14 protein-coding genes and 1 pseudogene are annotated in these 15,955 nt (G+C 39.1%); 13 read left to right on the plus strand and 2 right to left on the minus strand.

The window, feature by feature from the left end; genetic code table 11:
* Positions 1-51 precede the first annotated feature (51 nt).
* The 9 genes from V4C51_RS02195 (at position 52) to V4C51_RS02235 (ending at position 10,255) form a co-directional block, all read left to right on the plus strand.
* A complete protein-coding gene (locus V4C51_RS02195; protein WP_330924486.1) occupies positions 52-882 on the plus strand; it encodes an IS3 family transposase in 831 nt (276 codons plus the stop codon).
* A gap of 1,331 nt (positions 883-2,213) precedes the next feature.
* Positions 2,214-3,074 carry a hypothetical protein gene (locus tag V4C51_RS02200; protein ID WP_330924487.1) on the plus strand — a complete coding sequence of 287 codons (861 nt, stop codon included), beginning with the start codon at positions 2,214-2,216 and terminating at the stop codon, positions 3,072-3,074.
* A complete protein-coding gene (locus V4C51_RS02205; protein ID WP_330924488.1) occupies positions 3,071-3,898 on the plus strand; it encodes a multinuclear nonheme iron-dependent oxidase in 828 nt (275 codons plus the stop codon). Before V4C51_RS02200 ends, V4C51_RS02205 begins: the two co-directional genes overlap by 4 nt.
* A gap of 13 nt (positions 3,899-3,911) precedes the next feature.
* Positions 3,912-4,706, plus strand: coding sequence for a hypothetical protein (locus V4C51_RS02210; protein ID WP_330924489.1), 795 nt, complete (start codon positions 3,912-3,914; stop codon positions 4,704-4,706).
* Positions 4,703-5,923, plus strand: a complete 1,221-nt coding sequence (locus V4C51_RS02215; RefSeq protein ID WP_330924490.1) for an MFS transporter — start codon at positions 4,703-4,705, stop codon at positions 5,921-5,923. Before V4C51_RS02210 ends, V4C51_RS02215 begins: the two co-directional genes overlap by 4 nt.
* On the plus strand, positions 5,916-7,034 hold the full coding sequence (locus V4C51_RS02220) for a hypothetical protein (RefSeq protein ID WP_330924491.1): 1,119 nt from the start codon (positions 5,916-5,918) through the stop codon (positions 7,032-7,034). The genes V4C51_RS02215 and V4C51_RS02220 overlap by 8 nt, the downstream gene beginning before the upstream one ends.
* 50 nt (positions 7,035-7,084) lie before the next feature.
* Positions 7,085-8,800 carry an asparagine synthase (glutamine-hydrolyzing) gene (gene asnB, locus V4C51_RS02225; RefSeq protein WP_330924492.1) on the plus strand — a complete coding sequence of 572 codons (1,716 nt, stop codon included), beginning with the start codon at positions 7,085-7,087 and terminating at the stop codon, positions 8,798-8,800.
* Positions 8,793-9,647 carry a polysaccharide deacetylase family protein gene (locus V4C51_RS02230; protein ID WP_330924493.1) on the plus strand — a complete coding sequence of 285 codons (855 nt, stop codon included), beginning with the start codon at positions 8,793-8,795 and terminating at the stop codon, positions 9,645-9,647. Before asnB ends, V4C51_RS02230 begins: the two co-directional genes overlap by 8 nt.
* Positions 9,648-9,649: 2 nt before the next feature.
* Complete coding sequence (locus tag V4C51_RS02235) at positions 9,650-10,255, plus strand: NADPH-dependent FMN reductase (RefSeq protein WP_330924494.1); 606 nt, start codon at positions 9,650-9,652, stop codon at positions 10,253-10,255.
* A gap of 287 nt (positions 10,256-10,542) precedes the next feature.
* Here V4C51_RS02235 and V4C51_RS02240 read toward each other — a convergent pair whose 3' ends face one another.
* Positions 10,543-10,995, minus strand: a complete 453-nt coding sequence (locus V4C51_RS02240) for a hypothetical protein (protein WP_330924495.1) — start codon at positions 10,993-10,995, stop codon at positions 10,543-10,545.
* 110 nt (positions 10,996-11,105) lie between these two features.
* Positions 11,106-11,896, minus strand: a pseudogene (locus V4C51_RS02245) (IS5 family transposase).
* Between the two features lie 529 nt (positions 11,897-12,425).
* On the opposite strand from V4C51_RS02245, the gene V4C51_RS02250 reads away from it, so the two are divergent.
* The 4 genes from V4C51_RS02250 to V4C51_RS02265 all read left to right on the plus strand — a co-directional run bounded on the left by V4C51_RS02250 (position 12,426) and on the right by V4C51_RS02265 (position 15,488).
* On the plus strand, positions 12,426-13,580 hold the full coding sequence (locus tag V4C51_RS02250) for an AbgT family transporter (protein ID WP_330924496.1): 1,155 nt from the start codon (positions 12,426-12,428) through the stop codon (positions 13,578-13,580).
* Position 13,581: 1 nt separating this feature from the next.
* Positions 13,582-14,034, plus strand: coding sequence for an AbgT family transporter (locus tag V4C51_RS02255; protein WP_330924497.1), 453 nt, complete (start codon positions 13,582-13,584; stop codon positions 14,032-14,034).
* Between the two features lie 117 nt (positions 14,035-14,151).
* Positions 14,152-14,535 carry an STAS domain-containing protein gene (locus V4C51_RS02260; RefSeq protein ID WP_330924498.1) on the plus strand — a complete coding sequence of 128 codons (384 nt, stop codon included), beginning with the start codon at positions 14,152-14,154 and terminating at the stop codon, positions 14,533-14,535.
* A 275-nt stretch (positions 14,536-14,810) separates the two neighbouring features.
* A complete protein-coding gene (locus V4C51_RS02265) occupies positions 14,811-15,488 on the plus strand; it encodes a DUF6250 domain-containing protein (RefSeq protein ID WP_330924499.1) in 678 nt (225 codons plus the stop codon).
* Positions 15,489-15,955 lie beyond the last annotated feature (467 nt).

A 15,955-nucleotide genomic window follows, 5' to 3' on the forward strand; every position in this document is an offset into this window, starting at 1 on the left:
AGAGCGTGGCCTTTTAGTTCCATAGCACGAATTAGCACGAAAGCTCGATCATTGAAGAAAGGTCTTCGCCTTTCTCTGGTCGAGCACAATAATCCAGACATTATTAATCAGTGTCGTTTACTTGGCGTGTCACGGTCAGCAGTCTACTACCAGCCACACAACGATCTATCGGAGGGTTTATCGTTGATGCGCCTGATAGACGAGCAATACCTGAAAACACCCTTTTATGGATCACGCAGGATGTGTACGTTTTTATGGGGTCTGGGGTACAAAATCAACCGCAAACGGGTTCGCCGATTGATGCGGCAAATGGGGTTAGAAGCCATCTACCTCAAGCCCAGAACCAGTCTACCCAGTCAGGGTCACAGGGTTTATCCCTATCTGTTGAAAGGGCTGCACATTAGTCACTCCAATCAGGTATGGGCAACGGATCTGACCTATATTCCCCTGGAGCGAGTGTTTATGTATCTGGTTGCCATTATGGACTGCAGTCGGCGGGTATTGGCTTGGCGATTGTTCAATACCATGGAGGCTGATCTCTGCGTAGATGCGCTTGAGGAGGCACTGGATCGTTATGGAGTGCCAGAAATCTTTAACAGTGATCAGGGTAGCCAGTTCACCAGTGACGCTTTCACAGGTGTACTTAAGGAACACGGCGTTCAGATCAGCATGGATGGCAAAGGATGTTACCGGGATAATATCTTTGTCGAGGGGCTCTGGCGTAGTGTAAAGTACGAATGTGTTTACCTGAAGGCATTTGACAATGCTGCTCAGTTGAAAGATGAGCTGAGAAAGTATTTTCAGTTGTATAATCTCGAGCGACCTCATCAGGGGTTGGGTGACAATACGCCCGACCAAGTCTATTTTAAGCAGGCAGCCTGAGCCTGACGAACGGTAGATCAGAGCTTAACTAACTACTCAGGTTGTTTGATTGCTGGGGACCACTTCACTCTCAACAATCAAAATCGAGAGATTCTTCCAGGCTTCCCAAGGCTTTGCGAGTTAATGTGGAGAATTTAACCCCATTTACCGGCCGTCCCTCCTAATGATATTGACCCTTAACCGGGTTTTTTGTTCCATTACTCCCTAAACCCCAGATACCCGGGTGATCCATATTTTGTCGGCGCTGTCAATGCGCAAGTTCTGAAATAATTAAAAATGATGCAGAAAATTGATATAAATCAAGCCAAATGATTTTTTTTAAAAAAAAAATTGTGCATAATTAAGTAAAAATATAAAGTACACGAGCATAACAATGTTATTAAACAATATTGTTATTAAATAAATTAAAAAAGGAGGTAGATATATGGCTACTTTTTCAGTAAGTCGTAGTGTCGTAAAGAATAAAGCTAATATTAAGTCTTACTCTGTCGAACGGAGTGTCGTAAAGAATAAGGCTAATATTAAGTCTTACTCTGTTGAGCGAAGTGTTGTAAAAAATAAAGCTGCAGTATAAATGTTGATCTGGTAATAAAACCATAGAAAAATGTCCAGAAAATACTTGCCAAATCATAACATTTTTGGCTCGTTTTATCAGGGCACGTTTGTTATGTGTTGAATAAATGATGATCACATCCTACTGCATTATTTAAATTTTTCCTGATTACCACTGAAGCTACGTCTGTCTACAACCAAGAGGCTGCAGGGTGGGAAGAGCTACAAACCAAGTGTCCGTTTGACCAGCTTATTAAATAGGGCTGATTTCGAGAAATCTCGCATCTCTTATTAATGGCACTAAAGTTTTTCATTGCTGAGTGGCAAGGGTGTCAAGCTCTTCAGAAACTCGGGGTCGCTGAATGATGACGTAGCATTAGTGGTAATCAGGGGATGTAAGCCCAAACGGCAGATTTTTTAGGGCACCAGCCTGTGCCTTCCGTCACACAAACGAGGGTTTGTGGAGCACCTGAAAAATTGCTCCAGAACAGCAAAAACAGTGTCATTTAATCCGTCACATATTCAACGTTACGCAAACGATGACGGCTTAAATCTAGCGTGACAAAAAATTCCGGTGTTTGGGCTTACACCCCCAATCAGGAAATTTTTTGTATGGTAATACAGTCTTTTAGACTATCAGAAATACTTAGTGACAGAGTGACAGAGTGACAGAGTGACAGAGTGACAGAGTGACAGAGTGACAGAGTGACAGAGTGACAGATTTATCCAGTTTATAGGTAACTTGTTGTTAGTTAAGAAGGTAAATATAGGGTAGGAGCATGATAAATCAAGAATCATTCTTAAAGAGCTGCGATGAGTTGTTACTTCCGGATGTCAAACTTGTCAACTCAGGTTCCTCCAATCTTCGAGTCAGTTATAAAGACTTTAATCAAACAAGTCAGAAAATAGCTGCAGTAGCTCATCACTATCAAGATTCAAAATACGTACAAGTGACCCAAGTCGGTGATAAAGGTATTTATTATCGGTTCACACAAGTGCTTAGCAATGGTGATATATGTCTGAAAACAGCAGATTGTTCTAATGCAGCCATCGCAGCTTACATATATACACATTCACTCTATGAAAAGTCTTTAACAGAGAAAAAACAACTTATCAACGCTAATAACAAAACCACCTGGCTTATTAGAATTAATTCACAACATGATTTTAATTTCTGCCTCCAATTAGAAAAACTATTACGTCCAGAGGACACAACTACAGCTCCATGCTCTTTACATTCACTGGACAAACTGTCAAATTCATGTATAAATGTTTTATTAAAATCTTATAATGAAGTTTTTCACATTGCAGTCACTTCAGAAGAAGAACTATATACTTTAATACCAGTTGCTAAAGAAATTTCAATAGTCAATATGGGGATAAAAGTATTCCTGAGTTTTTGGTATAAAAATAAAATTAAAAGTGTGCTGTTTTATAATGGTGTATCTCATCGAACAATTCCAATGAGTACTTTATGTACTGTATTAAACTACAAGTATTTGAATAAAAAATTGACTATGGGAGCTTATAACATAATAAATATTGTAACGAATCATACCATCAATTTTAGCCTATTCAAGAATAATACAGGCATTCAATTTTCTACCCAAGTGGGTGCAAAAATCAAGGATTTACTATGAAAGGCGTAGGTTACTTTCTCCACTATCATCAAGAATATATTGACTTTCATGAACAGTTTGAATGTTGTGGCGGGATTTCTGATGCATATGAAGTTCTATCTTTACACTTTAAAACAGAGTTACAGAGCTTGGTGGATTATGTCAGTCACTTAGGTAAACCGATTTGTTTGCATACTTCGGTAATGGACTTAGGGAGGAAAAGCAATAAACAAAAGCCTGGTTTGCAACTTCTACAGGAACAGGAGCGCGCAATTAATCCACTCTCTATTACTGAACACCATGCTATCCTTAATGCAGCGAGTGGCGATGCTTTTGGCATATTCTTTCCACCACCGGAACTAGATGAACAGAAAGACGTCATTGTTAATAACGTCTTATCGTTACGCGACTGTCTGTCTTCAAAATTGTTACTTGAAAACCCAATTTATTCATATGAGTTAGTAGGCACACAAACCAAAAAACGTGTTGAATTTTTCAACCAAACCCTTCATGAATCAAATAGTCGTATGCACTTAAGTTTATCAAACATTTCATATAGCTCTGAATATGGTGCACGAATTGATCCAGATGAATATCTAGAAAATATTGATTTCTCACTAGTTGATCAAATTCATATTTATGTAAATAATCAAGAAGAAGCTAAGCAACTTCCTAAGGCCTATCGTGAAAGTGAGCAATGGCTGAAGTCACGATTGGAACAGGTTCTTAAATACAATGATCTTCAACCATTGATATTTTTTGAGTTAGAGGCTCGTACAGCAAAGCTTGCTGAACCAGAATATTTAAGAGATTCAATGAACTGGGCTAGAAGTCTGATAAATTAAGGGGTGGTATAATATGCTAGCTGAATTACAAAATATCCTTGCACGTCTGATAAGAGATAAGGCTTTCAACTCGTTGTATATAGAGGATATCAATAAAGCATTGTCTCAGTATAAGTTGACTGATGAAGAACGGGATTATTTGTTTTCGATTGTACCATCTTCAATGAATTTTTTACAAGAGCGTATTGCTATCGAACGTCTTGATCATCGATCTGGTGAGTTTGGTTTATTTATTGAAGAAATTTCCAGATACTGTGATTATCAAGATTTATCAATGAAATTTTGCTTTCAATATAATACTGGTAGCTTGCAGAAACTGAGTGATGTTAGATGCTACTATGAATTTTTTGCTGCATATTTATTATCATATACTTTACCTGAATACTTGTATGATATTCTACAATATTGTTATAAGAACACACTAATCTGCTGGGAAAGCTATACGCCTAAAAACATTGATCAGCTAAACCATATTGACACAAATACAAAAATTCATTTTATAAAGCGGCATGATATCGTGTGTATAGGTATTGAAGCAGCCCATTTATTAGGATTAGAACCTGACAAAAAACGACTCGATGACCGTTTGGATGTCATTATTTGCAAAAATCCAAATACCCCTAAAACGTCATCATGTACCATCATCTATCCCGGTACAATTTTCGACTATCTCGTGCATCAGAAAAGTTGTACCGTAGGAGACATCGTTGATCGCTTTGGTATTAACGCTTTCCGCGAGCAGGCATGGTTGCTCGAAGATGGCTTAGCGCAGGGGTTCCTCACACTTGATAGGTGTAATGCTCCATGACATTGCTAAAAGATACTAATATTCGTAGCCTTTTTGCTTCGGTGACCCTATCTGCCATTGGCGACTGGGCTTTTCAGGTAGCAATGATTTTCTATATCTATCAAACCACTGAGTCTGCAATATACGTTAGTGCGTTGATGCTGACATCTGCTATTCCGGGCCTAGTATTATCTTCAGTGGTGACGCGTGTAGTTGCCAAATTAAGTTTGAAGAAGGTTCTGATTTTTGCAGATATAGCTCGAGCATTGTTAGTTTTAGCACTGATTGCAGTGGTTGACCATATTGATGCCATTCTTATGCTCAACGTTATCATTGGTATCTTCTCAGTCGCGTTTAGAACAGCTTATGTTCAAACCATTACGATAAGATTTGATAGTAGTATTCGTCATAAAGTTAATGCATTACTTAACATTGGCTCGTTTGTATCGATGGGTATTGGTGCAGCATTAGGTGCAAGCTTTCTAGTTCAGTTTTCTATTATAACCTGCTTACTGTTCAATTCATTCAGTTTCGTTATTTCAGGAATCTGTCTACTGTACTTACAATCTGACAAAGCTGACGAGATAAATAATATAGAACAATCAAATAACAGTATAAATCTTATTTTTTTTAATGATTTGAAAAATAACACCATGCTTAAATCAGTATTATTATTTGGTTTGAGCTGGGGAATAGTCGGTGGGGCATTTACTATTTTGATCCCGATCATGCTGCTGAGCGGTCAAACTGATGCAGATAATCTTGGATTATTCTATTTTTTTCAAGCTATTGCATTGATTATTGGTAGCACCATTGTTTATCGAATCGATTTTTCTAAAAATACACGGCGATTGGTAATAGTTTTTATCGTAGCCTATTTTATTCAAGCTTTGTCTTTCAGTTCCGCACTGATTAGTAACAGTATTCCTTTAATGATCTTTTTATTAATGGTCATGCGTATCAGTGGTGGTATTATTATTCCACTAGATACAACAATTATCCAAAATAACTGTACTGGCCCGACATTGTCTATGTTTTATAATATACACAGCCTGACATACACTATCCTTTTTCAATCAGCAATACTACTCATTGGTTTATTAGTAGATAACTACGGTATAGATTTTACATGCCAGATCATGGCCTATTTTTCATCCATCACCATAGGATTTATATCACTCTACACTTACTTTTCATATGTTAGATCGAACTCTAGTAAAGGGACAGTGAATGTTTAATGTACAAAAAATTTTAGATGACAGACTCTATCAACTCTTTACGAAAGAAGAGAAGTATATTGTTGATTCTGTCATAGCTGCTGCAGAAAAAACTGAAAAAAGGTGTACAAGCAGCGACTTATACAATATAGTGAATGAATTAAATCGAACGCTTAACGTTCACCTTTTTCGATTAAAAAATGCAAATCATATAGTCTCTCTATCATGTAAGGCTTGTATTTATATGCTAATTAGGCTAGCGTATAAAACTATCGATTTGTCAGCGCTTTATATGCTTCACTATCAATGTAGTGAGCGCCTTAATCGCCACAGTACGACTTCAGAACTACGTGAAGTCATTCATAACGTAATCAACAATCATGGAATTATGGCATCAGCCTGGAGCAATGAACGAAGTGGTGGTGCATGCATCGTAACAGATAAAATAAATGGCTTGTACTTGAATGGAAAGAAGTATATTTCTACTGGAGCTAAAAATTCGCAATATATTCATATCCTAGTTGATGATCCAGACTATAACGGTACTAGTTTTATATGCATTAAGAACAATAGTTTTGATAAAGATATAGTGTTTGAACGCTTAGAATTGAATAGTTTTCAGATGGCAGGGAATTACTCTATTTACTTGAATCAATACACAGTTAACAATGGCTTGTTTTTAGGTGTTCGAGGTCGAGGTGAGCAACTTAAGATGGAAAGTCATGAATCAGGTTTTAATCCAGGGTTATTGGCACTAGGTCAGTTATGTTACTTGTTACAATATTTAGTAAATAGCATGCCTTATATCGCTAATTCAGAAGAATATCACCTAGTTGAGTTAAAAACTACAAACTTAGTAGATGAATTTTCCCGCTCATTAGAAGATGGCAGCTATTTCTCATTAAAGAAGACAACCTCTTTTAAAGTTGCCTCTACCTCTTTATTTCGGGATGCGGTTATTATGTTCTTACCTTTATTTGGTCCATCATCCCTGGTTGCTCATGGTGATTTATATAAACTTATTAATAATTCGATATTTTTGCAGAATATGGGACCGGCGAACTATCAAGTGCTTAATGACGCACCTCTGTCAAGTTATACTGCTTCCAGGATTGTTGCCAACTATTGCTAACAGTGAATAGTACTATTAGCACAAGATTAAATATTTAAATGAGAACACATATGTGTGGAATCGCAGGTTATTTTTCGCTTGTTCACTCTTTATCAAAAGTCAATTCAACCATTAGAGAACATCTTTTGGAAGGTATTGAATCCCGTGGACCTGACTCGACCTATGTCAGTATCGAGCCTAACAGTGCTATGCTATTTAGCCGACTGGCAATTACTGGAAATACTAACAATTCGAAACAACCATTTTTATTTGGGAAAACAAAACTCGTATACAATGGAGAAATTTATAACTTTCGAAAACTCAGTAACGATTATCTAAATATTAAACCTAAATCTAATGATTGTGACGGTGCTATCCTATTACCACTGATAAATAGATTTGGTTTACTAGATGCTTTAAATATTATTAATGGTCCCTTTGCAATTGCCTACGAGTTACCAGAACAACTCATTTTGGCAAGAGATCGCCTTGGTAAAAAACCATTATACTACACACTTCAAGGCGACCACCTCTTCTATTCCTCCAATATTTCATCACTGTTCACACTAATGCCATCAGCGAAACTTAATATTGATGCGATCAATGACTATTTTGTATTTAAGTCTGTCGGTGCTACCTGCTCGATGGTAAAAGGAATTTATGAGGTTGAGCCTGGTGGAATAGTTACTGTTTCACGACGTGGGTCTGGAGCCAAAGCTCGGATTCAGAAGAGCTTTATTTTGCCAGTGCCAGTGATGCAAAGAGTTGATGATGTGATGATCAGGCAGTCACTCGAAAATGCTATTGAAGAACGGGTTCATGATGTACAAAGCTACGCAACGCTGCTTAGCGGTGGGTTGGACTCCAGTATTATCAACGATTACTTAAGTCGTACTGAAAAACCATTTACTTCATATACCATTGGTAGCGATGATGGTGATAGCATGGATGAAATTCCTTTGGCGCAGTCGTTCGCTACATCTCGTAATATCAACCATCATTGTATAACGTTACGTCCAGACAATATCATTGATCTTCTTGAAGAGTCGATAGTCGTTATGGAGCAACCGGTTCAAGACCCTATAATCGTGAACTCATTGATGCTATCCAAGGAAATTTCCAAAAATCACCGTGTCTTAGTAACAGGAGATGGTGCCGATGAATTATGGTTAGGTTATGCTCGGTATCGTGATTTTACTATGCAAGGATTAAAGAAATACGTGGAATCGCTATCTGTTTTTCGAACAACGGAATTACGAAATACCAACTATGGCATAAACACCTATTTTGGTACCAATGTTGAAGGCTTTGGAATTGAAGAAATTGCATTGCACGAGCGAAAAATAAGACTTAAAAACTATCACTTAACGCGACTCGACAAAATCTTCATGAAAAATGGACTGGAAGTCCGCTCTCCATTTTTAGATATGCATCACGTATCCATATGTGATCGAGTTTCTCCAGATACAAAGATTCAAGCTAATTTTGGAAAAGCGCCATTGCGTAATGCGTTTCGATCTCAACTGGGCTTCGAGGTCTCTTACCGAAAGAAACAACCGTTTACTTTCCAGTTTCACTACTTCAGAAATCCAGATATTTTCTCATACTTTATAGAACCGTTATTGCAGAATAATTCAATTGTACATGACTACGTAGATGCAAGTGAACTACGCAATAAAGTTATCAACGGTTCTCAGTTATCAACAAGAAACCTTCACCAAATTTGGTCATTGAAAGTATTCGATTTATGGTATGAAATGGTATACAAAGGAAAAAAACATGGGTAATCATATCGAGTTTGAAAATTTTTCATCATCAGGGTCAACTATACCGATGGTGTATTTTGCATTAAATGTAGAAGCTACGCAACCAGAAGGAAACGGGCATGGCTTTACTACAAATAAATTTCCAGTAGACTATAAAAACCATGCTTGGCGATTATATGGGCTTAGAGAAGGTGTTGAGAATATTCTTTCTCTCTTTTTAAAACACAACTTACCAATAAGTTTGCTTATTAATTCAAATGCGTTAAGGCAATGTGCAAATATATGTCCCTTAATTAACGACCTACCTAATTGTGAGATTATTGGGCATGGCGTATCAAATTCTGATTACTTTCACGAACTTTCATCAAATGATCAAAAAAAACAAGCTATTCAGGTTAAATCATATTTAGAGAAATATTTTAAAAAAAATGTAACGGGGTGGTTATCACCTTGGATTAATGGTAATAAACATACTATATGGGCACTTAATTCTTCAGGCTATCAATACACTCTTGACTGGTCTGTTTCAGACTATGTTGGACAATTAACTGATACTAAAGGCAACAAGATTTTTAGTGTACCATACAATATTGAAGTGAACGATACACCAAGCTTATGTGCAAAGAGCCTATCTGCTGAAGATTACACTCAGTCTATTTTTGATTATATCAAGGGTGTATCTCTTCTACCAGAGCGAGATAAAAGGCCTGTTATTGCTTTACCTTTTCACACTCCTGTCTTTGGTCGGCCACATCGGCTTGTATACTTAGATAAAATTCTAACCAGGTTAAAATGCTCACATGACCAAGGACAAATTCAATTAACAACACCTTCTAGTATTCTTAAGATATTAGGAGTTATTAAATAATAATGAAAATTACTATTATTTGTTCTTCCCAGCGCCGGAAATCACAAACATTAAAAGTTGGGCAGTATTTTGCCGAGCAGGTGCCTCTTGCTGGTTTTCAGGAGGCTGATATTTATGATCTTGTTGATCTCAACATACCAATGTGGGATGGTAATGACAAAGAAAAAAAGAAGTGTAACGATTGGAATACTATTCGTCAAAGCGTATATAATAGCGACGCTCTGATTACATTAACACCAGAGTGGTCTGGTACTGCATCCCCACTATTGAAAAATTTTTTAATGATGCTGGAACCAGCAGAAGCATCTGATAAACCAATTCTTTTTGTATCGGTTGTTAGAGGTATTAGTGGTGCTTATCCAATCGCAGAGCTGAGAATGAATTCGTTAAAAAACAATCGTATGATTGCAATACCTGATCACTTAATCATTAGAAATGTTGAAGATGTTCTTAACGAGGCTGTATCGATAAATAATAACGATCAAAACGTACGAGAAAAAATCTACTCTTCTTTGTTAGTGTTAAATCTCTATTCTCATGCGCTTCACTCAGTCAGGAGAAAAATACTTAAGAAACCACTAGAAAATAGACCCAAATATGGTATGTAATTGTAGTTTCCTGCAAACAAGGGCACTTTCCAACAGTACCAATAACATGCTATTAACAAGGTGTCTCATATATTATAATATATGAGATTATTATGTTACATAATGTCGTCTAATAATAAGGTATTCTGATACCTCACTATTAGACGTCAGTACTTAATAGATAAATTATTAATTATCACAATTTTTTCTTATGTATTTTCATTAATCCTCGGGGAGAATCTCTTGAATAAACATGAGATAATGGACTAATAACCATATTATGAGCAGGACCACTTCGTACCTTGTGATCATTTGGTAAAAAACTCTTTTCTTTTCTTTTCTTTACGTCCCAAACTTTCATCTTCCTCCCATTTCTTTACATATACATCAATTTTTTTGTTATTTAATCTAAATTCTACATATGCGGATTCATTTTTACTACTAAATTTATCATAAAGATCATAACCACTTATTTTACCTTTGAAATTAAGCTGATCTGCAAATACTAATAGCTCTTTCTTCCAGTAGGTTTTTGAGTTATCTACTGGATATCCTCTTTGGTTATTTTTTACAAATGTGACACCATACAATCTATGTGATATCTTATTCTCTCCATTATGCTCATTTACAAACTCACTGAAAAGTTTTGCTCTATTTAAAAAATCAGAAGGTGAGCTACCACCAGAATTATGAAACCCATAAATACCACTATTAGTTTGATAAACTATTGCGTGGCAACCTTGGAGACAAAGTGAGTACACTGACCACCGTTGAGAAACGCGGGCTAAAAATGGCTGGTCTGACAGTATTAGCTATCTGTCTTTTATTTGCTCTTTCTGTTGTGCCTCAATGCGGTGTGTTAAGAAGCTGTTCATAATTTTCTCAACAAAAGTACCAAGAAGGCTAAATGCGTAAATTGAAGACTTGTGTTCAATTTACGCTCAGTATTTTTCCATAAACGGCGGCAGTTTTCTATCCAGGCAAACGAGCGCTCGACAACCCACCTCTGCGGTATCACTGCAAAAGTATGAAGTTCACTCTTTTTTGCCACCTGTACAGAGGCACCCAGTATTTCTTCAGTAGCATTGGCGAAAGGCTGACCTGTATAATCGCCATCAACCAACACAGACTCCACCTTTGACAGGGCTGGCTTATTGTTTTCGAAAGCTTTCAGAGCCCCGGCTCTATCATTAACATCTGCTGTAGTCATAGTGATTGCGTGGGGCAACCCTTGTGTATCCAGCAATGTGGCGTTTAATTCCAGATACTTTTTTGCCAGCATCATAGCCTTTATCGAGCGCATAAGCAGTATTCTTGACGCTCTGAGCATTAACGATAACGAAGCTCGTTTTCTCTTGTCGCCCCTGTTTAGTCCGGGCTTCGCCAACCTGATTTTTTTAAAGCCTGCTCAAGCAGGCTGCCTTTTTCATTGTCACAAAGTTCACTCCATTGTTGAAAATAAGAGTGGACTGTTCTCCATTTTGGAAAATCCTTGGGGATCATGCGCCACTGACAACCGCTTTTGAGTAGGTAAAGCACAGCAAAAAACACATCATAAAGGTCGATGGTGCGCGGTTTGGTCGTTTTTCGAGCGCTTTCAAGGATCGGAAGAATCAGCTCAAACTGTTCACGGCTGATATCACTGGGGTAGGTCTGTCTCATTGGCCGAATTATGAAGGAGAAAAAAGATTATGAACAGCTTCTAAGCATCTGTGCAGAAAAACACCATAGGCTTCACAGCTGAGCCTGCTTCCATCAAGCAGGCTCATATAGCTGACATAAACATGATTCAAGTCATGGAAATATAACATAACAAAAATAATCAAACAGCCACAAAGTACTTCAATACACAGTATTATCAGGTGTTTCACCTGAATATATGAATTTACCAAGAAAAAAGCCATATTTTAAAGCACTACCCTTTGAGCTACCATGCCTCCTGCGGTTTGAGTTCAGGGGATAAACCCGTCGTGTCTGCTCATTCTTAAGAAACTGTTTACACCCTTTTATCAACGGTAACCCCTGACAAAAATTTATCCTGAAATCAGGTGTATGAATAGCTTCTGACAATCCATGCGCTATTGCAGGGTGAAGGATGATTTATCGGAATAACCCAGCGAGTGAGTAAATTCAGCATCAAACCTACCATAAAAAATTAATATATTGTCGTTTATAAATGCAGGAGAAAGCCGTGTCGCAATCACACACAACAATCCCCACAAATAATTTCAATGGTAAAAAACGTAGTGCTTTTCAACGCTTTCTGGGAGTCATAGAATGGCTGGGAAATCTCCTGCCACATCCTGTTACTTTATTTGCGCTGTTTGCCGTGGGCATTGTTGTCCTTAGCGGCATTGCCTCATTTTTTGGCCTCAGTGCCATAGACCCAAGACCTGAAGGCACTCCCGGCAGAGCAGTCAACGGCATCATTGAAGTTGTCAGCTTGTTGAACGGTGAAGGGCTTCGGATGATTGTTACCAGCCTGGTATCAAACTTCACCGGTTTTGCGCCATTGGGCACAGTCCTTGTTGCTATTATCGGGGTCAGTATCGCAGAGCACTCGGGCTTACTCAGTGCCGCGATCCGGGCGCTGGTCATGAATGCCTCTAAAAATACCGTCACCGCCATTGTTGTCTTTGCCGGTATTCTATCAAACACCGCCGCTGAACTTGGTTATGTGGTTCTGATTCCTTTGGCTGCAATGGTTTTTCATTCGCTTGGACGACACCCCATAGCCGGCCTGGCTGCTGCCTTTGCCGGTGTATCAGGTGGCTATAGTGCCAACCTGCTGCTAGGAACCATCGACCCACTGCTATCAGGTATTACTGAAGCTTCAGCTCAAATGATTGCCCCTGGCTATACGGTGGGTCCTGAAGCAAACTGGTATTTTATGGTAGTAAGTACCTTCCTGATCACTGGTTTAGGCAGTTGGGTCACCATCAAGTTTGTAGAGCCTAACCTTGGTCAATACAACCCAAAAGAGGCGGGTGTTGACCTTTCACAGGACAAAGTGAGTACACTGACCACCGTTGAGAAACGCGGGCTAAAAATGGCTGGTCTGGCAGTATTGGCTATCTGTCTTTTATTTGCTCTTTCTGTTGTGCCTCAATGGGGTGTGTTAAGACACCCTGAAACAGGCGCCGTTGCAGGCTCCCCTTTCCTTACAGGCATTGTCTCTTTAATCCTGGTGTTCTTTGCTATTCCCGGCGTTGTTTACGGTAAGGTCGTTGGCAGCATCAAAAATGACCGTGATGTGATTGACTGCATGGGCAAAAGCATGAGTACCATGGGTACAGCCATACATTGTCCTGGTTTTCTTTGCTGCACAATTCGTTGCCTTTTTTGACATGACAAACCTGGGCACTATTTTTGCCGTGGTAGGTGCGCAGTTCCTGCAAGATATTGGCTTAACCGGCCCTGGCCTGTTTATATTCTTCATCTTGATGTGTGCTGTGGTGAACCTGTCGCTGGGAAGTTCATCGGCCCAGTGGGCGGTAACGGCGCCGATTTTTGTACCGATGCTGATGCTGGTTGGTTATTCCCCCGAGGTGATTCAAACGGCTTACCGTATAGGCGACTCTGTTACTAATATCATTACACCGATGATGAGCTACTTTGGCCTGATTCTGACCTTTGCCTTGCGTTATCAGAAAAACTTGGGACTCGGTACGTTAATTGCTGCTATGCTGCCTTATTCCATCTTCTTCTTGATTGGCTGGAGTGCCCTGTTCTTCGTATGGGTATTTGTATTTAATCTGCCCGTGGGGCCAGGGTCACCTACCTATTTCCAGGCAGGGTAGCACTTGTCTGAAAACCGGGTTAGCTGTTAGCAGGGCTGACCCGCTTGTTATACCCCTTCCTGCCTGCCTTCCCTATTATCCTTCCCATAGCAATAACGCGGTAAAAGGATAGTAACCATGGCAATCAGTATCAGTTTGGAAGAGCACCACAATTATTTACTTCTGGATGTTGACGGGCGCATTGATGCCCTGTCAGCTTTGATCCTGAAAAGAGCCATGGATTACGTTATCCATAACAGCCATAAACACCTGTTGCTGAACTTTTCTCAACTGGAGGCAATCAACAGTGATGGGCTGAAGGTAATCTATAACAGCCGGCAAAAACTCACTTTCGGGCGCATAATGGCTGTGTGTCACCCTTCAAGTGCCGTGCGGGGACTTATGGCACTCAGTGGTATAGATGAGCTGATGCCCATCGCATCAGATATTATGGAAGGGGAAATGCTCTTGCATGACTCAGAGTTGGCTCAGGGGCTCATTCCTCAGCAATCACTCTATTAAACCCGCGCTGAGGGGTTGACCGCTTTTAATTTCCCGGAGCCTGGCTCCTCAAGGAAAAATCAGAAGAGGTGACAACTATGCTGACATAGGGGGGGCTGGACTCAATAACCGAATACCTTGAAAACGAACTCAAGTTGAAAGTGAACCGTGAAAAGAGCGCCGTTGGGTGACCTTGGGAAAGAGTGTTTCTGGGCTACTTATTTAAGGTTTGACCTAAAACAGGCAATAAGTTAGATTCATACGGTTTTTGGTTTTTCACCTGAAGTAAGGTTCATATGATGTTCGAAATGACAAGGTTTAAAAGTATAACTTTACTAATTGGGGCGCTGTTATTATCCAAGACAGTTTTAGCAACTAGTATTCCCAACGAGCAACTCAGTCAATGGGTATTAACAGGAAAAGGATTTTCAGCCTACGATAAGTCAAACGATCAAGTAGTGTTATCTGAAGAGCCAGGCTCCTCAGGTGTCATGCTAATCAGTCCCTCCCCCTTAGATGAGAATACCATCCTTAACTTTGATATTCGCCCATTAACACCAGAATCGGTTTTAGTCACTCAAATCAATTTATCAGATATAGGTCCATCTAAGAAAGTAACTTTTAAAAAAGACTATGATGGTAATATGAATGTGCTTGCCAAAGAAAAGGAAAGCTATTTTTTTGCTTATCATAACGCAGCCCACAAAAGAAAACCTTTTGTGCGTAAATACCCACAAAAAGGAGACGTGCAAAAAGAACTTGAGGAGCTAGATAAAAACTTAATGACCACTCAGTGGTATCATGTTGAGATTGGTAAAAAAAATCAAACCATTTGGATGAAGGTAGATGGTAAAGAAATTATAAAAGTTGATGACCCTAAGCCATTACATGAAGGCCACATTGCATTTCGCTTACGTGGCACAACAAATAATATTGCTATTGCAATCATTAAAAATCTTACCATCACGCCATAGTAACTAGTCCAATAGCTTTCTGAGTACGATAGTGTCCAGTGCTTTTTTTCTGGCCTACCCATTTTACCACCTGATTGTTGGCAAAAAAGTTCTAAATACTAATAAATTTACGTATCATGCCCTAGGAGCCTGACCGAGAATAGCGCCCTTAGCGAGGATTGCCAGAAATTGAGGATAAAAATTTCTGTTTCTGAGGAGAATAGCGGGGCTATTTGATGAAGAGGCAGGAATTTTTAGACCCATTTATCACAACCGCAGTAGCGCAGTCTATTCTCGGACAGGCTCCTAGTTGTAGACAAGATATCTGGCCACCATATTTTGGCTACCTTCACTTTGTTCGCCATATGTAAGAAGAATTAGGCACCGTCGCTTCTTTCCGATTAGCCTCTGGCTTTTTCTTTTGTTTATCCACACCAATATACCATAGATGAGCTGATGCCCATCGCAGCAGATATTATGGAAGGGGA

It is taken from the genome of Candidatus Sororendozoicomonas aggregata, from assembly GCF_031528575.1.
Taxonomy (GTDB): domain Bacteria; phylum Pseudomonadota; class Gammaproteobacteria; order Pseudomonadales; family Endozoicomonadaceae; genus Endonucleibacter; species Endonucleibacter aggregata.